This is a genomic window from Salinicola peritrichatus, assembly GCF_003206715.1.
Taxonomy (GTDB): domain Bacteria; phylum Pseudomonadota; class Gammaproteobacteria; order Pseudomonadales; family Halomonadaceae; genus Salinicola; species Salinicola peritrichatus.
Genome location: NZ_PZJU01000010.1, coordinates 1 through 20,978 on the forward strand (window position 1 = coordinate 1; position 20,978 = coordinate 20,978).

The 20,978-nt window shown below is 60.3% G+C and carries 24 protein-coding genes; 9 read left to right on the plus strand and 15 right to left on the minus strand.

The window, feature by feature from the left end:
• The coding region (locus DOM57_RS05490) for a transposase family protein (protein WP_162619451.1) at positions 1 to 599 on the minus strand (599 nt) is incomplete at its 3' end.
• A 789-nt stretch (positions 600 to 1,388) separates the two neighbouring features.
• Here DOM57_RS05490 and DOM57_RS05500 point away from each other — a divergent pair.
• Both DOM57_RS05500 and DOM57_RS22680 read left to right on the plus strand, forming a co-directional pair.
• Positions 1,389 to 2,048, plus strand: coding sequence for a hypothetical protein (locus DOM57_RS05500; protein WP_162619452.1), 660 nt, complete (start codon positions 1,389 to 1,391; stop codon positions 2,046 to 2,048).
• Between the two features lie 323 nt (positions 2,049 to 2,371).
• Positions 2,372 to 2,518, plus strand: a complete 147-nt coding sequence (locus DOM57_RS22680; protein WP_162619453.1) for a hypothetical protein — start codon at positions 2,372 to 2,374, stop codon at positions 2,516 to 2,518.
• Here the strand turns inward: DOM57_RS22680 and DOM57_RS05510 are convergent.
• Entirely contained in the window at positions 2,464 to 2,688 is a 225-nt protein-coding gene (locus DOM57_RS05510) for a BrnA antitoxin family protein (RefSeq protein WP_083387167.1), read from the minus strand. The two genes, DOM57_RS22680 and DOM57_RS05510, sit on opposite strands and share 55 nt — an antisense overlap.
• Positions 2,666 to 2,959, minus strand: coding sequence for a BrnT family toxin (locus DOM57_RS05515; RefSeq protein ID WP_071230225.1), 294 nt, complete (start codon positions 2,957 to 2,959; stop codon positions 2,666 to 2,668). Before DOM57_RS05515 ends, DOM57_RS05510 begins: the two co-directional genes overlap by 23 nt.
• Positions 2,960 to 3,155: 196 nt before the next feature.
• Here DOM57_RS05515 and DOM57_RS05520 point away from each other — a divergent pair, with 196 nt between their 5' ends.
• The 3 genes from DOM57_RS05520 to DOM57_RS05530 all read left to right on the plus strand — a co-directional run bounded on the left by DOM57_RS05520 (position 3,156) and on the right by DOM57_RS05530 (position 4,645).
• Positions 3,156 to 3,491, plus strand: coding sequence for a type II toxin-antitoxin system PrlF family antitoxin (locus DOM57_RS05520; protein WP_110648239.1), 336 nt, complete (start codon positions 3,156 to 3,158; stop codon positions 3,489 to 3,491).
• On the plus strand, positions 3,488 to 3,985 hold the full coding sequence (locus DOM57_RS05525) for a type II toxin-antitoxin system YhaV family toxin (RefSeq protein ID WP_110648240.1): 498 nt from the start codon (positions 3,488 to 3,490) through the stop codon (positions 3,983 to 3,985). Before DOM57_RS05520 ends, DOM57_RS05525 begins: the two co-directional genes overlap by 4 nt.
• A 282-nt stretch (positions 3,986 to 4,267) precedes the next feature.
• Positions 4,268 to 4,645: a flagellar protein FlaG gene (locus tag DOM57_RS05530; protein ID WP_239496126.1), complete on the plus strand. Its 378-nt coding sequence runs from the start codon at positions 4,268 to 4,270 to the stop codon at positions 4,643 to 4,645.
• 53 nt (positions 4,646 to 4,698) lie between these two features.
• Here DOM57_RS05530 and DOM57_RS22685 read toward each other — a convergent pair whose 3' ends face one another.
• The 5 genes from DOM57_RS22685 to DOM57_RS05555 all read right to left on the minus strand — a co-directional run bounded on the left by DOM57_RS22685 (position 4,699) and on the right by DOM57_RS05555 (position 6,578).
• On the minus strand, positions 4,699 to 4,824 hold the full coding sequence (locus DOM57_RS22685; RefSeq protein ID WP_420820214.1) for a PIN domain-containing protein: 126 nt from the start codon (positions 4,822 to 4,824) through the stop codon (positions 4,699 to 4,701).
• 319 nt (positions 4,825 to 5,143) lie between these two features.
• Positions 5,144 to 5,557 (minus strand): type VII toxin-antitoxin system HepT family RNase toxin, encoded by a 414-nt coding sequence (gene hepT / locus DOM57_RS05540; RefSeq protein ID WP_110648241.1) that lies wholly within the window; start codon positions 5,555 to 5,557, stop codon positions 5,144 to 5,146.
• Positions 5,542 to 5,982 carry a type VII toxin-antitoxin system MntA family adenylyltransferase antitoxin gene (gene mntA / locus DOM57_RS05545; RefSeq protein ID WP_239496127.1) on the minus strand — a complete coding sequence of 147 codons (441 nt, stop codon included), beginning with the start codon at positions 5,980 to 5,982 and terminating at the stop codon, positions 5,542 to 5,544. The genes hepT and mntA overlap by 16 nt, the downstream gene beginning before the upstream one ends.
• Before the next feature lie 90 nt (positions 5,983 to 6,072).
• Positions 6,073 to 6,327: a Txe/YoeB family addiction module toxin gene (locus DOM57_RS05550; protein WP_110648242.1), complete on the minus strand. Its 255-nt coding sequence runs from the start codon at positions 6,325 to 6,327 to the stop codon at positions 6,073 to 6,075.
• On the minus strand, positions 6,324 to 6,578 hold the full coding sequence (locus DOM57_RS05555; RefSeq protein WP_110648243.1) for a type II toxin-antitoxin system Phd/YefM family antitoxin: 255 nt from the start codon (positions 6,576 to 6,578) through the stop codon (positions 6,324 to 6,326). Before DOM57_RS05555 ends, DOM57_RS05550 begins: the two co-directional genes overlap by 4 nt.
• Positions 6,579 to 6,759: 181 nt before the next feature.
• Here DOM57_RS05555 and DOM57_RS05560 point away from each other — a divergent pair, with 181 nt between their 5' ends.
• Positions 6,760 to 8,577 carry a SulP family inorganic anion transporter gene (locus DOM57_RS05560; RefSeq protein ID WP_110648244.1) on the plus strand — a complete coding sequence of 606 codons (1,818 nt, stop codon included), beginning with the start codon at positions 6,760 to 6,762 and terminating at the stop codon, positions 8,575 to 8,577.
• Here the strand turns inward: DOM57_RS05560 and DOM57_RS05565 are convergent.
• On the minus strand, positions 8,569 to 9,777 hold the full coding sequence (locus tag DOM57_RS05565) for an AGE family epimerase/isomerase (RefSeq protein WP_110648245.1): 1,209 nt from the start codon (positions 9,775 to 9,777) through the stop codon (positions 8,569 to 8,571). The two genes, DOM57_RS05560 and DOM57_RS05565, sit on opposite strands and share 9 nt — an antisense overlap.
• 2 nt (positions 9,778 to 9,779) lie before the next feature.
• On the opposite strand from DOM57_RS05565, the gene csiR reads away from it, so the two are divergent.
• Entirely contained in the window at positions 9,780 to 10,667 is an 888-nt protein-coding gene (gene csiR / locus DOM57_RS05570) for a DNA-binding transcriptional regulator CsiR (protein ID WP_420820215.1), read from the plus strand.
• Here csiR and DOM57_RS05575 read toward each other — a convergent pair.
• On the minus strand, positions 10,657 to 11,892 hold the full coding sequence (locus tag DOM57_RS05575) for a CaiB/BaiF CoA transferase family protein (RefSeq protein WP_110648246.1): 1,236 nt from the start codon (positions 11,890 to 11,892) through the stop codon (positions 10,657 to 10,659). The genes csiR and DOM57_RS05575 overlap by 11 nt on opposite strands.
• A 3-nt stretch (positions 11,893 to 11,895) precedes the next feature.
• Complete coding sequence (locus DOM57_RS05580) at positions 11,896 to 13,074, minus strand: acyl-CoA dehydrogenase (RefSeq protein ID WP_110648247.1); 1,179 nt, start codon at positions 13,072 to 13,074, stop codon at positions 11,896 to 11,898.
• Between the two features lie 168 nt (positions 13,075 to 13,242).
• Here DOM57_RS05580 and abiEi point away from each other — a divergent pair, with 168 nt between their 5' ends.
• The gene (gene abiEi, locus DOM57_RS05585; protein WP_110648248.1) at positions 13,243 to 13,815 is read left to right on the plus strand and encodes a type IV toxin-antitoxin system AbiEi family antitoxin; all 573 of its coding nucleotides are present in this window, start codon (positions 13,243 to 13,245) and stop codon (positions 13,813 to 13,815) included.
• The gene (locus tag DOM57_RS05590) at positions 13,812 to 14,738 is read left to right on the plus strand and encodes a nucleotidyl transferase AbiEii/AbiGii toxin family protein (RefSeq protein ID WP_110648249.1); all 927 of its coding nucleotides are present in this window, start codon (positions 13,812 to 13,814) and stop codon (positions 14,736 to 14,738) included. The genes abiEi and DOM57_RS05590 overlap by 4 nt, the downstream gene beginning before the upstream one ends.
• A gap of 140 nt (positions 14,739 to 14,878) precedes the next feature.
• On the opposite strand, the gene cydC is transcribed toward DOM57_RS05590, so the two are convergent.
• The 4 genes from cydC to DOM57_RS05610 are packed head-to-tail and all read right to left on the minus strand — an operon-like array spanning position 14,879 to position 20,690.
• Positions 14,879 to 16,567: a thiol reductant ABC exporter subunit CydC gene (gene cydC / locus DOM57_RS05595; protein ID WP_110648250.1), complete on the minus strand. Its 1,689-nt coding sequence runs from the start codon at positions 16,565 to 16,567 to the stop codon at positions 14,879 to 14,881.
• Entirely contained in the window at positions 16,564 to 18,276 is a 1,713-nt protein-coding gene (gene cydD / locus DOM57_RS05600; protein ID WP_239496128.1) for a thiol reductant ABC exporter subunit CydD, read from the minus strand. The genes cydC and cydD overlap by 4 nt, the downstream gene beginning before the upstream one ends.
• Complete coding sequence (cydB, locus tag DOM57_RS05605; RefSeq protein WP_110648252.1) at positions 18,273 to 19,274, minus strand: cytochrome d ubiquinol oxidase subunit II; 1,002 nt, start codon at positions 19,272 to 19,274, stop codon at positions 18,273 to 18,275. Before cydB ends, cydD begins: the two co-directional genes overlap by 4 nt.
• 3 nt (positions 19,275 to 19,277) lie before the next feature.
• Positions 19,278 to 20,690, minus strand: coding sequence for a cytochrome ubiquinol oxidase subunit I (locus DOM57_RS05610; RefSeq protein WP_110648253.1), 1,413 nt, complete (start codon positions 20,688 to 20,690; stop codon positions 19,278 to 19,280).
• Positions 20,691 to 20,978: the final 288 nt, after the last annotated feature.

Below are 20,978 nucleotides of genomic sequence, written 5' to 3' on the forward strand. Positions count from 1 at the left end.
GAAGTCGGGGGTGCCCGCTCACGAACGTGTTGCAGAAAGGCATCGGCATCCTGTGCGGACTGATGCTGGCGAACCTCCAGGTAGACCCAGCGCGTCGCGCGGTCGATCGCCACGAAGAGATAGCGCTTGTGGTCTTCATCGGGCATCTGGGGCAGATGCTTGACGTCGACATGGACATAGCCCGGCTCATAGGCCTTGAAGGGCTTATGGGGTGACTGTTGAGCCGCTTTCTCCTGCTTTTCCAACGCCGCCAGGCTGGGCATGCCCCGTCGTCTCAACAGGCGTTGCAGCGCTGAACGTGAGAGGTCGGGGTGAAGAAACTCCTTGGCTACGACCAGCAAGTCATCGACGCTCAGACGCAGATATTCGCGCAAGGCCACCACGATCTCTTCCTGGACGGGAGACAACGTCGCGAGCAGGTTGTGTCGCGTGTGGGACCGGTCATGTTGCGTGTTGCGGTAACGCCACCGGGCAATAGTGGGACACGAGACATGATAACGCCGCGCCAGTTCGCTATCGCTGACCGAGGCGGGTGCCTGCTGGATCTCCTTGCGGATGCGCGGTGTGGTGGTCGCCGTCTTATGCAGTTTGATATCCATCTCGCTGCTCCTGGATGAATTGAGCAATGAGTTCACGCGCTGCCAGCAGAGGGTAGCTCCTACGGCTTAATCTATCATCCGGCCTCTTACACCTAGGGATACGACATGGCTGCGTAGAAAAAGCCATGCTGCCTATTATTTAAAATCAATCTTTATAGTGGGCCGCTTTATCTTTCCATTAAAGAACGTTTCAGAGCAGCCGATAAAGGTTTACTGGCAATTGGAGGCACAGTGAAAGATGATCGGTTTCAACCAACTCAGTGACAGGCGAAGATACATCATAGCGGTAGCCATTATTCTGATTATAGCCATTTCCTAGTCAGGACTTATCGATGAGATATCAAAAAATTATATAGATAGTTCCACGGTTCAGGCATTGGCCGCATTCGCAACCGCCCGGCTGATCAACTCTATTGTCTCGGTCGCGTCGTCACTTACGATCGAGGTCAAACTCCCGCTGGTCGCTGGCTCAGGAATCGAGCCCCTACAATTATTAGCTCCTATCAATGACTTGGTTGAGCAATACAGCTCAGCCATGAAATTCTCCATCGGCTCTCTGATCACACAAAAATACTGATTGAGATTGTTTCCACACATCTATTTAAACTCCTTCTAACTGGATTTGGCGCCTTCACCATACTTTCTCTTTTTATTAAGCGGGGAGCCTATTCATTTTTCTTTTTAAGGCTCTTTACATTTTTCGGGATGGTACGATTCCTATTCGTACTGACCTTGCTATTAAACAGCATGGTGGACCAGGCCTTTGTCGATCCCCATACGAAACCGAAAATGAAAGAAATCGAATCGACAGCAATGGAGATAGATGATTCTTCTAAGTCAGAACTGGATGATGATAAAAGACTAGCACTAATTCTCTTGAAAGAAAAATTGGCAGCACAGAATAATGCCAAAAAATCAGAGCTTGAAAAGCTTAATGAGAGCATCCCTGATCTGAAGTATCAAATAAACGCAGCTCATGCAAAAGTCGAAAAAATCGAAGAAAGCATGAGCACCATGGAAAGACTAAACCCTCTAGAAAGAACGGAAAAGTATCATAAAGCCATTCAGCAAGAGGAAACGCTGGAGCAACGCCTGGCAGAATCCCAGGATAAAGTCAAAAGCCTCGAAGAAGATATTGAAGAAATTAATGAAGATATCGAAAACACCGTGGCGACGTTGGAAGGCAAGGATGTCGATCAAAGCTGGTTTAGCAGTTTCAAGAAACAAATTTCAGAAATGACCGATGCTGCACGTATTGCCAACATCAAGAAGTCGCTCGATGGCCTAATCGATACCATGCTGACGTTGATCGCGCTATTCTTGTTCAAAACCCTGATCATGCCGCTGATCTTCTTGGCGCTATTCCTGAAAGGTTTCAAGTACATTTGGAACATCGATCCAAGAGATTGGATAAAACAGGAATATTCGAACATCAAGCGATCAGAGTAAGCTCTAATTACCGTGACTGCACCTCTACTACAGTCAACTCTCACAGCAATAGTCATATTCTGGCCGGCACAAGCCGGCCTTTTTATCATTCCTGCATGAGCGATAACCAAGGCTTTAGTAGCAAATCGAGGAAGCCGAATCCGATGAGCCTATGGCGGCGGAATACGACACCTTGCAGGAACTCTATCAGCACGCGGTGAAATCGCAGCAGTGAAATGCCCCCCTCCATAGCTGCACAGGCTATAGTGCAGCGATCAGGAGGACGAAATGAGCAACGAACCCCCGTCAAACGCTGGACCGCCAAGCGCAAGGCCGTCGTGGTCATGGACATCTTCAAGGGCAAGACCACGGTCGCTGAAATGGCTCGCCAGCATGCCCTCACTGTCTCCGAGTGCAAAGGCTGGATCGAGGCCACTTATAGCCACTCAATCTTGAGATCTTTATGTGACTGTGCACAATCGCGCAGATAGAGATTGATGAGGCTCTGATATGGAAGGTCTTTTTCCTCGGCAAGCTTCTTGAAATACGCCACGGTATCTTCATCGAGCCGGATCGTGACCTGCTTCTTGAGCTTTTTGGCGTATGGGTTCTGGATAGAGTGGGAAAAATCGTAATGATCACGCATGTCTATACCCTTCATATGTCTTTCGTTCTCGCTTGTCCGCCTTACGCGCCGAGATGATGCGAATTGTTTCACCCTCTCTAACACAGTGGCATACCACCAGCAGACGTGAATGAATGCTCATCCCGAGGAGTATGAACCGGTCTTCCTCTTCAGAATGGTCGGGGTCTGCTATCAGCCGACCGAACTCGTCGGTGAAGGCAGTCTTGGCCTCGTGGAACGAGACGTCATGCTTTTTGCGGTTGGCGGCATCCTTGCGGGGATCCCAGTCAAAGGTAAGATGGCTCATGCATTACATTGTAGTTATAGCATGTGGATCGTCAATGATGGCATTCCCAGAAGAGGCCACAACACGGAACCAAGGTATCCTCCAAAGCTGCACAGACGTCAGCGCCGCTCAGTAAGGGGTGGGTCATTGACCGAACAATGCAATTGCATTACCTTCTCTACATTACCCTTGCATTGTCATCGAGCGGAGCCCCATCATGAACACAGTCATCGAGGATGATTCCACCCTGACGGATCGCTACCAGACGACCGTGCCGGCATCGGTTCGGCGCGCACTGAATCTAAAGCGCCGCGACCGCCTTCACTACACGGTTCGCCCCAATGGGGAGGTAGTGCTCACCCGTGCCAGCGATGAGCCCAGCGCAGACCCCGTGATAACCAACTTTTTGGCATTTCTGGAGTGCGATCTACAACAGCATCCGGAGCATATTCGTCCTGTCACTGCCGGCACCTTTGCTGAGGCTGAACGCCTGACGGCGGGTATCGAGGTAAACCTCGACGAGGAACTGCCAGAGGATGATGACGAGACATGAGCCCCCGCCCTCTGAGAATCAATGGATGGGCGGTCTATGCACATCCACTCTTCCTGGCACAGGTCGAGGCATTGACCGCCAAGGTGAAGCAGCTACGAGCGAAAGACCCAGAGAGTTATCGCAGCAAGCCCGCCACCAAGCGTCTGGCGGCCATTGTCAAACTGACCTTGAACGATATTTCACAGGATCCTTCAGGCTCTCGGTATCATCAGGGGAATACGCTCGGAACCACTCACACCCATTGGCACCGGGCAAAATTCTACCAGCAGTATCGGTTGTTCTTTCGCTACGACCTCGCCAACAAGATACTCATCTACGCCTGGATCAACGATGAATCCACCAAACGCGCCTACGGCAGCAAACACGATGCTTATTCCATCTTTCGCAAGATGATCGAGAACGGTAACCCACCGGATAGCTGGGACGAGTTGTGGGAAGCGGCGAGCCAAGAGAGCGAACGCATCAAGACGCTTTTGGGAACAGAGGAAGGTTAATCTGATGGCCAGGACTGGCGGCTCAGTTGACCACTACACGAATGCGCAATAAATCGCTCAAATTCAAGCTAGCCGTGATTGTTTACGCATAATATTGCTCAAAACCCGTCTTGTTCTTCAGTTTGCCGTTTAACCGCCGATAGTTTCCAAGACACGATCCGTCGCTTCGTGATCTTTCATTGCCTAATGGCAGCCGGATCGTCGAGAACACTGTTTAGCGCCGAAAAGCCGCTATGGATTCCAACTATCAACGATTTCAATGATGCTTCGAGGAGCATATTGATGACCAAGCCAATCGATATGGCTGCACTCAATCTGAACCTGTCGTCGAACAGCTCGCCCCAACAACGGCTCGATACCTTGCTGAGCCGGGCGGGGCTGGGTCAGATCGGCAACAAGCCGATCACGGCAGCCACAGGCACCGAAGCGGCCAATATCGGCAGCGGTTACCTCGGCGACCAGCTCGATCAGCTCAACCTGGCCATGCGTCAGTATGGTCTGCGCTTCGAACTCAGCGAGTTCGATAGCCGCGTCATCACTCAAGTGGTGGATCGGGAAACCGGCGAGGTGATCCGCCAGATTCCGGCGGAAGAGATGCTGCGAATCGCAGAGGCGTTTGCCAGTGACCAGGGAGGACGGTTGGTTGATGCTTCCGTGTGAGAGAGCCTTTCAATAGCATCGGACTCCTGTAGCGCTGATGCACAGGGCCGGCTTTATCGGGTTTCCGGTCGAAACAGTTGGATGTCGAGTCCATCGATGTGGCGGTAGTGGCGATCGTTCGCCGTAATCAAAGTAGCGCCAAGGTCCAGTGCGGTGGCCGCTATCAGGGCGTCGGCCATCTGAGGAACCCAGGGGTGGAGTCCAGCAAGTCAGCCGCCTGCTCGTCACCGCGCAGGTTCCAGGTCAGGATATCGGTATCTACCAGCAGCATTTCGGATAGAGTTTAACCTTGGGTTTCATGAGGGTGACGCGGCTGTCTCAGTTCTCTTACGGTTTCATCGACGCTGCTCTTGGCTTTGTCTCGCCAGATACCCCAGGCGGGATTACGCTTCTGCGTCCGAGCCTGCAAAACCTCGCCCTCATTGGCTCCCTGCTCACGCCAAGATTCCATCACGGCTTTGGGCTTACCTCGGCTTGAGAAATCGGTGCGACGAGGCATCACTCAGTGTCCATGAAAACCGAAGCGAACCGTCGGAACTGGTCGAGATGCCGATGGCAAATCGCGTAGACGATCCGCCAGTCAATGGCTTCGTAGTTGTGAATCACAATATTGCGAAAACCGACCGGCTTTTTCATGTCATCGGCTAGGTCACGCGCAATGATCCCTCGCTCGGCCAGTACCTCGAAACTTTGCCCCATCGTGATCGGCGAGGTGAGTTCATGGTGTTCAGAGATCCAGTGCGATGCGATGTCGACACAGAGTTGAATCGCCCGTGTCAGATTCAGCGCCAGGATATCCTGCGCATCGACATCGGTCTGCAGAGCATCGGCGCTTGCAGGGCAGCGCTCCTCCAGACGCACGACGCAGCGTCTCAGGGATTCGAGTTTCTGGTTGATCAGTGCTTGATCCATGCCTGTTGCCTGGCCTTGAGAATTCTACGTTGCAGCGGCACGAAATCCTCATTATCCATGATGTTGCGATAGATGACCGCGGCCCAGTCACTGTCGCTGCCCAGCAACCGTCGTCCCGTCGTCACGATTTGCGTCAGCAGCGGTTGGCCTGCCGTTCCCAGATCGATGAGATCGACGGGGCGGTTCAGCGCCAGTGCCAGGGCTTCGATCATGGCGATCTTCTGCTCGGGCGTCAGCGGACTACCGGCATCCACGGCCAGGTCGACATCGCTGTCCGCCCGCCCGGCCCCACGCGCCAGGGAGCCGAACAGCACGAGCTGTTTGATTTCCTCGAAACCCGCCAATGCCGTCACGATACGCTGGCCAATCTCGTCAATGCCTTCCCGGTGCTCTTCCATGCCGTTCATGCGAGTGCCCAATAGCATCTTTCCATGGGAGTAATCCGTATCATTCCTAAGCCGGCGTTCGGCTCAGGCGATGTTACGAATGGATGAGTGCAATACACAGCCGCCGCATTAATAGTGATACCGGCACTGCACGATAACGATCGCATGCTCGGTCGGCTTGTAGACCAAGCGATGTTCCCGATCGATGCGCCTTGACCAGTAGCCGGACCAGCCATGCCGCAATGGCTCGGGATCGCCAAGGCCGTTAAAGGGCTGCCGCTGAATGTCCTTGATCAGCGTATTGATTCGTTTCAGCGTCTTTTTGTCCCTGCCTTGCCAGTAAAGATAGTCTTCCCACGCCTTCTCGGCCCAAGTGAGCATCATTCTTCAATCAGCCCATGGGCCTTGGTCTGACCGCCCTCGGCCTCGGCGATGGCCTGGCTCAAGCGCTCGGCATTTTTGGGGCTGGCCATCAAATAGGCGGTTTCTTCGTAGGATTTGAAGTCTTCCACTGACATGACGATAGCCGGTTTGCCATTCTGACGGGTAATCAGGACCGGCGTGTGATCGTCATTGACCTTGTCCAGCGTCTTGGCCAGATGACTGCGAAAGGCCGAATAACTCAGCGTATCCATTGAGGCTACCTCATCAACTCATAAACGTACTCATAAAGGTACATGTACAACAATGAGTACGCAAGCGTCGCCGCATTTCAGAACTGCGATCCGGTCGCTTCCCGGCTTGCGCCATTTCACCTGGGAGCGCACCATTTATCGTTCCGAACGATAAGCTTATGCAAGGGAGTCGCACAGCACGATGAGCCTTTGGCGCCGACTGACGGGCAACGATACGCGAGAACAGATCCACTTTCGTGCCCGGTTGGCGCGTTATTTCCCGATTACGACTTGGCTCCCCTACTATAACCGCCACCTGCTCAACGACGATCTGGTGGCGGCGGTCATCGTCACGCTGATGGTGATCCCGCAGGCGCTGGCCTACGCCATCCTCGCGGGTTTGCCGGCGATCACCGGCCTGTACGCCAGCATGCTGCCGCTGATCGCCTACACCCTGTTCGGTACCAGCCGTACCCTGGCCGTCGGGCCGATGGCGATCGTCTCGTTGATGACGGCGGCGGCGCTCTCGCCGCTTTTCGTTCCCGGTAGCGTCGCTTACAGCCAGGGCGCGATGACGCTGGCGATGCTCTCCGGGCTGATTCTCGGCGTCATGGGTCTGCTGCGCCTGGGATTCTTCGCCAACTTTCTCAGCCATCCGGTGGTCTCCGGGTTACTCACCGCCTCCGGCGTGCTGATCGCCGCCAGTCAGTTCGCCGGGTTGATGGGCATCGGCGGCTCGGGATTCACGCTGATCGATCAACTCGCCCACCTGTTCAGGCATTTGAACGGTCTGCACTGGGCAACGCTGATACTGGGGCTGGCCGCGCTCGGGTTCCTGCTGTTCATGCGCCGGGCGGCGCCACTGTTGCGCAAACTGGGACTGACGGCCGGCGCTGCGACCTTTATCGTGCGGTTGGGGCCGGTGATCGCCGTTGCCGTGACGACGCTGGTCTCCTGGTCAATGGACCTGCCGGCGCATGGGGTCAAGGTGGTGGGCGATATTCCCGCGCATTTGCCGCCGCTCAGTCTGCCCTCGTTCGATCCCGGCCTGCTGCGCGAACTGCTGCTGCCGGCGTTTCTGATCAGCGTGGTGGGATTCATCGAGTCCGTGTCGCTAGCCCAGATGCTGGCCGCGCGCCGGCGCGAGCGCATCTCGCCGGATCAGGAGCTGATCGGCCTCGGCAGCGCCAACCTGGCGGCCGCTTTCAGTTCCGGCATGCCGGTCACCGGGAGCCTGTCGCGCACGGTGATCAACTTCGATGCCGGCGCGCGAACACCGGCCGCCGGTGCCTTCGCGGCGCTCGGCGTCGGGCTGGTGGTGCTGTTTCTCTCCCCGCTCATCGCCTATCTTCCTATCGCCACGCTGGCGGCCAGCATCATCGTGTCGGCGATGACGCTGGTCGACCTGCCCGGGCTCAAGCGCACCTGGCGCTATTCGCGCAGCGACTTCCTGGCCATGTTGATGACCATCGCGCTGACCTTCATCGAAGGCGTCGAGGCCGGGGTCATGGCCGGGGTCGGAGTGTCGCTGGCGCTCTATCTCTATCGCACCAGCCGACCCCATACCGCAGTCCTGGGCAGGCTGCCGGGAACGGAGCACTTCCGCAACGTCCGCCGCCACGAGGCCGAAATCGACGAGGAGATTGCGCTTCTGCGCATCGACGAGAGCCTGTATTTCGCCAATGCCCGTTACCTGGAAGATACCGTTTACGGGCTACTGGCCGATCGCCCGGCGATGAAGCACATGGTACTGATCTGCTCCGCGGTTAACCTGATCGATGCCTCGGCGCTCGAAAGCCTGGAAGCGATCAACTCCCGCCTGAAGGATTCCCAGATCACCTTGCATCTGGCCGAGGTGAAGGGGCCGGTCATGGACCGCTTGAAGAAGAGCGATTTTCTCGATCATCTGAGCGGCGATGTCTATCTCAGCACCTACGCGGCCTGGACCGACCTGCGCCACCGGCTCGAGGAGCGGGCCGCCGAAGCGAACGGCACCGAACCGGAATCGGAATCAAGATAGACCGACCCGGACCGGCTCCCCGTGCTGGCGTCGCATGATCGGCAGAATCTCGTAGCAGGCTCCCAGGGTGTGGTAATCGGTCTTGGTCGCCGGGCTCTTCTCCTTGGAATAGCGCCGGTTATCCGGCGTCAGGATCCGGTACCAGGCGCCGTGTTGGTGATCGATCATGTGCTGCCAGGCGTAGTTGGCGAGCTTGTCGTACCAGCGCCAATAGCGCGACTCGCTGGTGAGATCGCCGAGCATCGCCGCTGTGGCCAGGCTTTCCGCCTGCGCCCAGTAGAGCTTGTCCCGATCGAGAAACTCGCGGTTGAAGTCGACCCCTCGGACCAGGCCGCCATGCCGGGTGTCCCACCCGGCCTCGACCGCTTCGATGAAAATCCGTTCGGCGGTCTCGACCAGCCACTGCTCTTCCGGAAAATGGCGCGCCAGCATCACCAGCAGTTTAGCCCATTCGGTTTGATGGCCAATCTGAAAGCCCCACGGCCGGAACAGGTCGTCCGGCCTGTCGCGGTGGTAATCGAAGTCGATCCGCCAGTTGCTGTCGTAGTGTTCCCAGAGCCAGCCATTACCCATCGGAGCCAGCTTGAGCCACAGTGCGCGAGCGATATCGAACGCACGCTCGACGAAGGCCCGATCGCCCGTCGCCTCGAATGCGGCGACAAGCGCCTCGCAGCTGTGCATGTTGGCGCTCTGCCCGCGGTAGCCGCTCACATGCCAGTGCTCGTCCGCCGTACTGGCATAAAGCCCCCGATGCGGCTCGAAAAAGCGTCTGGTCTGTAGCTCGTGAACCCGATACAGATTCCCGCGCGCCTCCGGAATGCCGGCTTTCAGCGCCGTGGCATAGGCCAGCAGCACGCAGGCCAGACCTTGACAGTGTTGGGTGGTGTCATCCGGTTTGCCGTGGTCCAGCGTCCAGGCATAACCCTGGGTACGCGTCTGATAGTGCGACTCTTCGAGATACTTGAGGCCGTGCCGCGCCCAGGCCAGATATTCGGCATTGCCGCTGTGCATCGCGTATCGCGCATAGACGATCACATAACGGGCACTGGAAACCAGGTGGCGGTGAGTTCGGTTGTAAACGTGGCCATCGTCGGTGAGGTAGTGGTAGAAGCCTGCCTGGGGGTCGATGCAGCGCGGATGGTAGAACGACATGATCTTGTCGATGTGCTGTTCGATCTGGTGCGGCGTGGTGAGTGGCATGGATGCCTCCCCGGGATCACGGCGTGGACGGCCTCGCCACCATTCTGGGTGGCCGTCGATGGAGCGACAATCCGCCACTGGTCGAACGAGAACGTTGGCAAGCCACCTCTCGAACTTTCCTTGGCGTCGATATTCCCGTTCAATATCGACAGATCCCCGCAATGGCTATTCGCATGACCCACGCCGCCCAATCCCAGACCGCTCTCGAAGCCTACCGCCACCTCAAGCGGGACATCGTGCGCGGCACCTACGCACCGACGGAAAAGCTGGCGATGAGCCATCTCAAGAGCCGCTACGGGATCGGCGTCGGCCCGCTGCGCGAGGCGCTGACGCGACTGGTCGGCGAGCGGCTGGTGACGAGCGTCAGCCAGCGCGGCTACCGGGTGGCGCCGATGTCGCTGGCCGAACTGGAAGCCATCTACGACGCCCGCGCCGAGCTGGAGGGGCTGCTGGTGCGACTCGCCATCGAACGCGGCGATGACGACTGGGAGGCGATGATCGTCGCCTGCGCGCACCGCCTGGCCAAGGTCACGCGGGTCCAGGATGGCAACGAGATGCTGGAACTCTGGGACACCCGGCACCAGGCGCTGCACGACGCCATCGTCGCCGGTTGCGCGTCCGAACCGCTGCTGCAGTCGCGTGCGGCACTGTTCGACCAGGCGCAGCGCTACCGTCACCTATGGCTACGCCAGACGGTGTTCTCGGCGGAAGCGCTGGCGGCCAAGCATGCCGAGCATGAGCAGCTCGTTCAGGTAGTGATGGCTCGCGACGCTCGCAGCGCCAGCGAACTCATGCGCGAGCACCTGATGACGCCGGTGCCGATCATCCGCGAGCGGCTGGCGCAGTGCGGCTGGGCCTCGGACCGCCCGGCCGCCGCGCTCAGTCGATGACGCCACGCTCACGCAGCGCCCGGCACCGGGCCGGCTCCATCGACAGCCAGTCGGCCAACACGCTGTCGGTATGTTCGCCGAGCCGTGGCGGCGCCTGCTCGGCCGAAAGCCGCCGGCCATCCAGCTTGACCGGGTTGCCGACCAGCCTCGCTCGCCGTCCATCGGCGTAATGCCGTTCGATCTCCAGGCCACGGTGGCGCACCTGCGGGTCGTCGAATACCTGATCCAGCGTATTGATCGGCCCGCAGGGCACGCCCGCCGCCTCGAGTCGCTCGAGCCACTCGTTCCGCGCCCGAGTCTTCAGCCGGTCGCTCAATAGCGGTATCAGCAGATCGCGATGGGCGACGCGCTCGGCGTTGGTGGCGAAGCGCGGATCGTCGGCCAGGGCCGGTTCTCCCAGCGCCTCGCAAAGCCGCCGGAACTGGCCGTCGTTGCCCACGGTGATGATGAGGTGACCATCGGCGGCCGCGAACGCCTGGTAGGGAACGATGTTGGGATGCGCATTGCCCATCCGCCGGGGCACCTGGCCGCTGGTCAGGTAATTGAGTGCCTGGTTGGCCAGCACGCCGACCTGAACGTCGAGCAGCGCCATGTCGATGTAGGCGCCCTCGCCGCTCGCATCGCGGCGACGCAACGCGGCCAGGATCGCGTTGGCGGCGTAGAGCCCGGTGAAGATATCGGTGATCGCCACGCCGACCTTGGTCGGCTCGCCGCCGGCGGCATCGGCGCCGCCGGTCAGGCTCATCAGGCCGCCCATGCCCTGGATCAGAAAATCGTAGCCGGCGCGCTCGGCATAAGGACCATCCTGGCCGAAGCCGGTGATCGAGCAGTAGACCAGATCCGGCTTGAGGCGCTTGAGGCTTGCGTAATCGAGCCCGTAGCCGGCCAGCCCGCCGACCTTGAAATTCTCGATCACCACGTCGGCCCGCGCCGCCAGTCGGCGTACCAGTTGCTGCCCTTCGGCCGAGGCGAGGTCGATGGCAACCGAGCGCTTGCCGCGATTGGCACTGAGAAAGTAGGCCGACTCGCGGGTGTTTTCCGATTCGCGGGTATCCTCCAGCCACGGCGGCCCCCAGGCGCGGGTGTCGTCACCACGCCCGGGGCGCTCGATCTTGATCACATCGGCACCCAGGTCGGCCAGTTGCTGGGTGCACCAGGGGCCGGCCAACACCCGGGAAAGGTCCAGAACCTTGAGGCCCGCCAAGGGCTGCGTGAATTCGCCCACGGATCACCCGAACGCCTGGATGCCGGTCTGGGCGCGGCCGAGAATCAACGCATGCACGTCGTGGGTGCCTTCGTAGGTATTGACGGTCTCGAGGTTGATCATGTGGCGGATCACGCCGAACTCCAGCGAAATGCCGTTGCCGCCGTGCATGTCCCGCGCGACGCGCGCGATGTCGAGCGCCTTGCCGCAGTGATTGCGCTTGATCAGCGAGATCATCTCCGGCGTCGCCTGGCCGCTGTCGAGCAAGCGCCCGACGCGCAGACAGGCCTGCAATCCCAGCGCGATCTCGGTCTGCATGTTGGCCAGCTTGAGCTGCACCAGTTGCGTCGCCGCCAGCGGGCGTCCGAACTGTTGGCGATCCAGGGTGTACTGGCGCGCCGCATGCCAGCAGAACTCCGCCGCGCCCATGGTCCCCCAGGCAATACCGTAGCGCGCCTTGTTGAGACAGCCGAACGGACCGCCCAGGCCAGTGGCTCCCGGTAGTAACGCGTCGTCGGGCACGAAGACGTCATCCAGCACGATCTCGCCGGTCAGCGAGGCGCGCAGCGAGGCCTTGGCGTGGATCGTCGGCGTCGAGAATCCTTCGGCGCCGCGCTCGACCAGGAATCCCTTGATCTTGCCCTCGTGAGCCTCCGACTTGGCCCAGACCACGGCGACATCGGCGATCGGGCTGTTGGTGATCCACATCTTCTGGCCGCTGAGACGATAGCCGCCCTCCACCCGGCGCGCCCGGGTCTGCATGCCGCCGGGATCGGAACCGGCGTTGGGCTCGGTCAGGCCGAAGCAACCGACCAGCTCGCCGCTGGCCAGCCTGGGCAGATAGTGGCGCTTCTGGGCTTCGGAACCGTAAGCCTCGATCGGGTACATCACCAGCGACGACTGCACGCTCATCGCCGAGCGGTAACCGGAGTCGACCCGTTCGACCTCGCGAGCGATCAAGCCATAGGCAACATGATTGACGCCCGCCCCGCCGTACTCCTCGGCGACCGTGGCACCCAGCAGGCCCAGCTCTCCCATTTCATGCAGGATGTCGCGGTCGAAGCGCTCGCTCTCGAAGGCTTCCAGCACCCGGGGCTGCAGCTTCTCCTGGCAGTAGTCGCGCGCGACCTGCTGGATCTGGCGCTCTTCTTCACTCAACTGCTGGTCGAAGAGCAATGGATCTTCCCACTGGAAAGCGGACATGGCTGGCGCTCCTTCAAGGCGTATCGGCAAGACTGTGGAAGCTCCACGATAGCGCCAGCATGAATGTCGATACTATTAGCAAAATGTCTACGTTTTAAATCCTTTTGCAATATTGCAATAGAACAAGTGGACACTTAATCTATCCATAAATAGATTTGGTGTTCACTTATGGACCTAAATACCGCTCGTAAGCGGCTGGATCGCTGGGATAGGCAAGGGCGAAGCGTCTATACCCTGGCCGATCTGGCCAAGCTATTTCCCGAGGATAGCCCCAAGACGTTGCAAGAAAGCATTGGGCGACTACGCCGCTTCGGTGTGCTCGAAGGCGTTCTTAGGGGGATCTATGTTTATGCTCAATCAAGACGGACAAAAGCCGATCGGCTCGAGGAAATCGCCAAGGCCATGCGGCGTGGCGAGTATAGTTACGTCAGCCTGGAGTCGGCCTTATCGGCTTACGGCGCGATATCCCAGATCCCGGTCGATCGGTTGACGATCATGACCACAGGGCGAAAAGGCGTCTATCGGACGCCTTATGGCACGCTAGAATTCACACACACCAAGCGACCTTTACAGGAACTGCTCCAGCGGATGCGGGATGTCGGACGCCCGTTGAAAGTTGCGACTCCGGAGGCGGCTTGGGCCGACCTCAAGCGCGTCGGCCGCAATACTCATCTGGTAGATACCGAGGCGCTTTTACCGGATGGATATCAGGCGCCTGACAGGGAGCAGGATATTCCATGAAACGTATTGAACCTGCGGACTTCGCGGCTCTTGTCGATCGAGCCATGGAAGATCCCAACCGTCGCGCGATGCGACCGGTGGTCGAAAAGGAATTGCTGCATTTCGATATTCTGTTCGCTCTCGATCGTGAGCGGTTACTCGAAGGGCTGACATTTCAAGGCGGGACATCATTGAGACTCTGCTACGGCGCCCCGCGTTTCAGCGAAGATCTCGACTTCGTGGGTGGGACGGAGTTTACCCGTCAGGATGTCTCGCGCATCAAGACATGCATCGAGGACTATGTCAGCCGACGCTATCGACCGGAAGTCACCGTCAAGCAGCCGAAAACGCTCCGCGAAGATCCTCGCTATGCCGAAGTGAAAGTCGACAAATGGCAGATTGCCGTGACTACCGCACCGGCTAGACGCGACCTGGCCAAGCAGAAAATCAAGCTGGAGATCGCCAATATCCCGGCTTACACGCGGCAGGCAAACGGCTTGCAGCTACACTACCCTTTCCTGCCGGACGGCTATACGGATCTGCTGATCCTCACGGAGACACTGGACGAGATCATGGCCGATAAACTGGTGTCGCTGGTCAACACTCAGCGCTATGTCCGCAACCGCGATATTTGGGATCTGCAATGGCTGAAGCAGCAAGGCGCGCAACCAGACGTCGAGCTGGTACGGAAGAAGCTGTCCGACTACCGGATAACGGATTATACCGTCAAGGCACGACGCCTGATCGAACACCTCTCTGGAATCATCCAAGGCGCCGAGTTTCAGCAGGAAATGCAGCGATTCCTTCCGGCCGATGTGCTCGATCGAACCTTGAACAACCCGAAGTTTGCGGATTATCTGACACGGGAATTGAAGCGTACTTTCACGCAAATCGTCGACGCGCTCGAGGGGCAAAAACCAGCGGGGCCGGAATTCGTTCTCTAAGAGGGTGTTTACAAAACAGGCGAATGAAGGCAAGACAAGGCGAAATCGACCGAACAAGCGCAGTTTACAAGTCGTAAATGAGCATTGTGAGGACGATTTCAACGCCGTATTGCCGAATGCAGCCCTTTTGTAAACACCCTCTAAGGATGTGACACGTCGCCCTCTAACCGCGTCCCCTCCGCACCGGGAACCAGCCGCCAGTAGCGGTCGCAGCGTGGCAGCGCCGCTTCGTCGTGGCCCAGCAACAGCGCCGTGCGCTCGCCCAGCCAATCGTCCAGCGTCGCCTTGAGCCGCTCGGCCGTGCCGCTATCCAGTCCGCTCAGGGGTTCGTCGAGAATCACCAGTGGTGAATCGCGCAGCATCACGCGGGCCAGCGCCACGCGCCGCGCCTGCCCGCCGGAAAGTTGACGCCCCTGCTCGCCGATCCAGGTTTCCAGCCCCTGCGGCAGCGTTTCGGCCCAGGCCCTCAATTCGACCTGTTCGAGCGCCCACCACAGCCGCTCGTCGCTGGCCTCCGGCGCGCCCATGCGCAGGTTGGCCGCCAGGGTGTCGTGGAACAGCTCGCTGCGCTGGGTGAGATAACCGATGCGCGCACGCAGCGAGTCGGGATCGATGGTGGCGATATCATGCCCCTCGAAGGTCACGCTGCCGGCATCGGGATCGAAGGCGCGCACCGCCAGCTGCGCCAGGGTCGACTTGCCGCTGCCCGAGGTACCGACGATCGCCACCCGTTCGCCCGCGGCGAGCGTGAGTGTCAGGTCTACGAACACCCGGCGCTCGCCATGGCGTACATCGACCTCAAGATACGCCAACGCGGGCGCGGCGCCACCGGTGGTCAGCGGCTCCCCGACGAGCGCGGGGCGCAGCGCGGTCTGCTCGTTCAGGCGCTCGGCTGAGCGTTGCGTCGCCCCGAACTGGACGAATGCCATCGGCAGGTTGCCCAGCCCTTCGCTGACGGCCAGCGTACCCAGCGCCAGCATGACCATCACCGGGCCGCTGACCGCGCCCTGCTGGAACGCCAGCAGTCCAAGCATCAGCACCAGCAGCGTGGTCGACTGGACGCCCAACGTCATCAGCGCGTTGCCCGCCGCCGTGCGCCGCCCCAGGCGGCGTTGATCGTCCAGCAGGATTCGCTCTTCGCGCCGCCAGTGCCGGCGATGGGTTTCCAGCGCGCCGTAAGCGGTCAATTCCGCCAGCCCCTCGATCTGTTCGATGGTACGCACGCGTAGCCGTTCCTGACGCTCGACACGGCGATGACTGGCACGCCAGCCCCACCAGGCGCAGCCGAGCGTCACCGCCAGCCACAGCGGCAACAGCAACGCGAGAATGGCGATACCGGCGCTGGGCAAGAACGCCATTGCGAACAGCGCGAAGCCGACGATGCCGATCAACGCCACCAGCGGCGGTGCCAGCAGGCGCAGGTAGAGGTTGTCGAGCGTGTCGATGTCGGCCGTCAGCCGGTTGAGCCACTGCGAGGCACGCACCCGCGACAAGGTTCGCGCGTCGAGCACGACCAGGCCGCGAAACACCCGGCTGCGCAAGTCGGCCAGCAAGCGCAGCACGGTGTCGTGATTATAGAGACGTTCGAGATAGCGGCTGACGGTCCGCGACACGGCGAAGAAGCGGATGCCGCCACCGGGGGCGAAGACATCCAGGTAGGCGCCGGTCATCGCCGCCACGGCGGTGGCGGTAATGAACCAGCCGGAGAGCGACAACAGCCCCAGCGCGCTGGCCAGGGTCGCCAGCATCAGTACGCCGCCCAGCAGCAGGCGACCTCGCCGCTCTTTCATCACGCCCAGCCAGGGCAACAGCGGGCTCAAGGCTTTCATGGTTCCATCTCCACGCGAGGCGCGACTTCCGCGCGCGATGTGCGTTTCAGTTGGCCATTTTCGATGGCGTAAACCGTATGCGCCATCGCCATGACAGCGGGATGGTGGGTTGCCATCACCAGCGTGCGGCCGCTCGCGGCGAGCCGGGCCAGCCCTGCGATCACCCGGCGCTCGGTTTCGGGATCGAGCGCTGCGGTCGGTTCGTCCAGCAGCACCAGCGGCGCCGGCGACAGAAAGATGCGGGCAAGCGCCAGACGCTGGCCCTCCCCGCCGGAAAGCCCGACGCCGCGCTCTCCCAACGGCGTCTCCAGCCCGGCCGGCGCGGCGGCGAGCCAGTCTCCCAGGCCGGCCTGTTCGAGCGCGCGAGTCAAGGCGGCATCATCGGCATCCAACGCCACCAGGCGCAGGTTTTCCGCCAGCGTGCCCTGGATGATCAGCGGTCGCTGGTCGAGCCAGGCGATCGCCGGGTCGCGCCGCACCATCACCCGGCCGCGATCCGGTGCGACGAATCCCGCAATCAACTGCAGCAGGCTCGACTTGCCGCTGCCGGAAGGACCGACCAGCGCCACGACTTCCCCCGGCGTCACCGTCAGCGACAGCGGCCCCAGAATCCGCTCGCGTCCCGCGTGGCTCAGTTCGACGTCCGCGAGACGGATTTCACCGGTCTCCAACGAGGAATCGGGCGTTTCGTGCGCCGGCTGCACGGTCTCGGCGCCGGCATCCAGCAGCTCGACCAGCCCTTCCGCCGCGCCCAGCGCCGAGGCACGATCGTGATAGTGCTGGGAGAGCGTGCGCAGCGGCTGGAAGAACTCCGGTGCCAGCAGCAGGATGAAAAGCCCCGAGAACAGGTCGAGTTGCTCGGCCGGGCCGTAGTCGATATAGCCCAGCAGGCCGAAACCGATATAGATGGCGACCACGGCCACGGAGACGGCGGCGAAGAATTCCAGCACCGCCGAGGACAGAAACGCCACCCGCAGCGTCTTCAGGCTGCGACGGCGATAGTCGTGGGCGACCTCCCCGACCTCGGCGATACTGCGTTCGCCCAGGCCGAAGAGTTGCAGCGTGGCGATGCCGCGCACGCGATCGAGGAAATGGCCGGAAAGCCGGGTTACCGCCTGGAATTGCGCCTCGTTCAAGCGCTGCGCGCCCATGCCGATCAGCGCCATGAACAGCGGTATCAAGGGCGCGGCGATCAACAGCCAGATCGCCGCCAGCCAATTGAGCCAGAACACCACCACCAGATAGATCAGCGGAATCGCCGCCGCCAGCACCATTTGCGGCAGAAAGCGCGAGTAGTAGCCTTCCAGCGCCTCGACCTGATCCACCAGCTGGCTGGCGAGACCGGCACTATGGCGCGACGCCAAACGCACCGGCCCGAGTTCATGCAGCCGCGCCAGCAGACGCGCTCGCACCTGGCGACGCACCCGCAGTCCGCACTCCTGGCCGCAGCTTTCCTGCCCCCACTGCGCCAGCGCCCGCACCACGATCGCGGCGACGATCAGCGCCAGTCCACCGGCGACCTGCGCCAGCGTGGCCCGGTCCGAGACCACGCGGTCGACGACCCAGGCCAGCGCGCCCATTTGAATCAGCGTGGCGACACCGGCCGCCAGGCCGCAACCGACCGCTCCCCGATACCAGATGCGAACCGTGGCCGTTTGCCGGTCGAGCCATGCACGGGAGGGGTTGGACGGTCGCCTGGCGCCGCTCAATGGTACCCCTCGCCCACACGCACCTTGCCCCGGAAGACCCAATAGGACCATGCGGTATAGGTAAGGACGATCGGTACCACGAACAGTACCCCGACCAACAGGAAGAATTGCGACTCCGGCGCCGAGGCGGCATCCCACAAGGTGTAATCCGGCGGAATGACGTAAGGCCAGCGGCTGACCAGCAAGCCGAGATAGGTGAAGATGAACATGCCGAGCGTCAGCAGGAACGCCAGCCCTTCGCGACGATGCCGGTTGGCCAGGAAAATTCCCAATGCGCAGAGCAGCGCGCCGAACGGCAGCAGCCAGATCACGTGCAGATGATCGAACCAGCGATCGAACACGCCGCGGTCGATCCAAGGCGTCCACAGGCTGACGATAGCGAACACGACCAGCACGCCAAGCAGCAGTTTCGGCACCAGCGCGCGCGCCCATTCACGCACGTGGCCTTCGGACTTCAGCACCAGCCAGGTCGCGCCCAGCAGGCTGTAACCGATCACCAGGCCGATGCCGGTCAACACCGAGAATGGCGTCAGCCAGTCAAAGGCACCGCCGGTATAGACGCGATCGGCAGTCTCGAATCCTTGGATGTAGGCGCCGACCACGCAACCCTGGGCGAAGGCGGCGACGAACGAACCTCCGGCAAAGGCGGCGTTCCACCAGCCACGCGTGCGCTTTGACTTGAAGCGGAACTCGAACGCCACGCCGCGAAAGATCAGGCCCGCCAGCAACAGGAACACTCCGATGTAGAGCGCGGGGAGCAAAATGGTATAGACCAGCGGAAAGGCGGCAATCAAGCCGGCACCACCCAGTACCAGCCAGGTCTCGTTGCCATCCCAAACCGGCGCGACGGAATTCATCATCACGTCGCGGGCTTCCTCGTCCGGAGCGAATGGGAACAGCACTCCAAGCCCCAGGTCGAAACCGTCCATCAATACATACATGATGATGCCGAAGGCGATGATGACGGCCCAAAACAGTGAGAGATCGAACATTTCCATGGCTTAACTCCTGGACGCGGCGGTGCTGTCGTCGAAGGGAACGCGGGTAGCGGAAAGCGGACGCTCGGGACGATCGTAATCGTGCATTTCCTCGTCCTCACTGAGATCGTCCAGGCCCTGGCGCACGACCTTGAACAGGTAGTAGACACCGGCCCAGAAGATCACCGCGTAAACCGCGATGTAGCCGATCAGGGTCAACAGCACCATCCATCCGGAGAGCGACGGTGTCACGGCGTCGGCGTAGGAGAGCACGTTATAGACGAGCCAGGGGGAACGACCGATCTCGGTCACGAACCAGCCCGCCAGCACCGCCACGAACGGCGCCAGGCTCATGCCCTGCAAGCCATGCAGAAACCAGCGCGTGGTATAGAGCCGGCCACCCCGGCGCAGCACCAGGCCGGCTACCGCGAAGGCGATCATCAGCAAGCCCAGCCCGACCATGACGCGGAAACTGAAGAACACCATCCACACCGGCTGTTGTTGTGCGGCCGGAATATCCTTGAGCCCCGGCACCACGCCGTTCGCGTCATGCCGCAGGATCAGGCTGGCGCCATTGGGAATGCCGATTTCCATCCGATTGGCCTGAAGATCGCGATCCGGCAATGCAAACAGCAGTAGCGGCACGTTGGACTGGGTATCCCAATTGCCCTCCATTGCCGCGATCTTCATCGGCTGATGCTCGAGCGTGTTCAGCCCGTGCTCGTCGCCGACCCAGGCTTGCAGCGGGGTCAGGATCAGCAGCAGCCACATGGTCATCGACAGCGCCCGCTTGTGCGCATCAACATCGCGCTTGCGCAACAGGAACCAGGCGCTGACGCCGCAGACCACGAAACCGCCGGTCAAGAATGCCGCCAAGGCCATGTGCGCGAAGCGATACGGGAAGGATGGCGTAAACATCGCCTCCAGCCAGGAGGTCACGTGAACCACACCTTCGCGAATCTCGTAGCCTTGCGGCGTCTGCATCCAACTATTGGTCGCCAAGATCCAGAACGCCGAGATGAAGGTTCCCATGGCGACCATCAGCGCCGCGAAGAAGTGCACCGAAGGCGACACCCGATGACGGCCGAATAGCAGCACACCGAGGAAGCCCGCTTCCAGGAAGAATGCCGTGATGACCTCGTAACTCAACATCGGCCCGATGAAGTTCGAGGCGAATTGGGAAAAGTTGCTCCAGTTGGTGCCGAACTGAAATGCCATGACGATGCCGGAAACCACGCCCATGCCGAAGACGACAGCAAAGATCTTGGTCCAGAAAAGCCCCAGACGATCCCACACGGCATTGCCGGTTGCGACGAAAAGGCCCTGAAGCAAGGCCACGTATGAAGCCAAGCCGATCGTAAAGACCGGAAAGATCGTATGAAACGAGACCACGAATGCGAACTGCAGTCGCGAGAGGAGAATCGGATCTAGCGCCATGGCTGACTCCTTGCAAGCTCGCCGATCGTTCGGAAAGTCCAGCGGGTTCCCACCGAAAGACGCGGCAGCGATATCCGTCGAATCCTGCGGGCGCCATACCCGAATCGATCGACGGCCGATTGAATCGTGTTATCTACTCGTTAGCCGATCGTTGCGTTCGGTTAACGTCGACAATCATAAGCATGCGTTCCCAAACATCACCGTGTCGCGATGTCGCACTCGGCGTCGCAGTCGCGCCATCAGGGCTCCGCCGATGCGTGTTCATACCCTAGGCAATAGTGTAAGAAG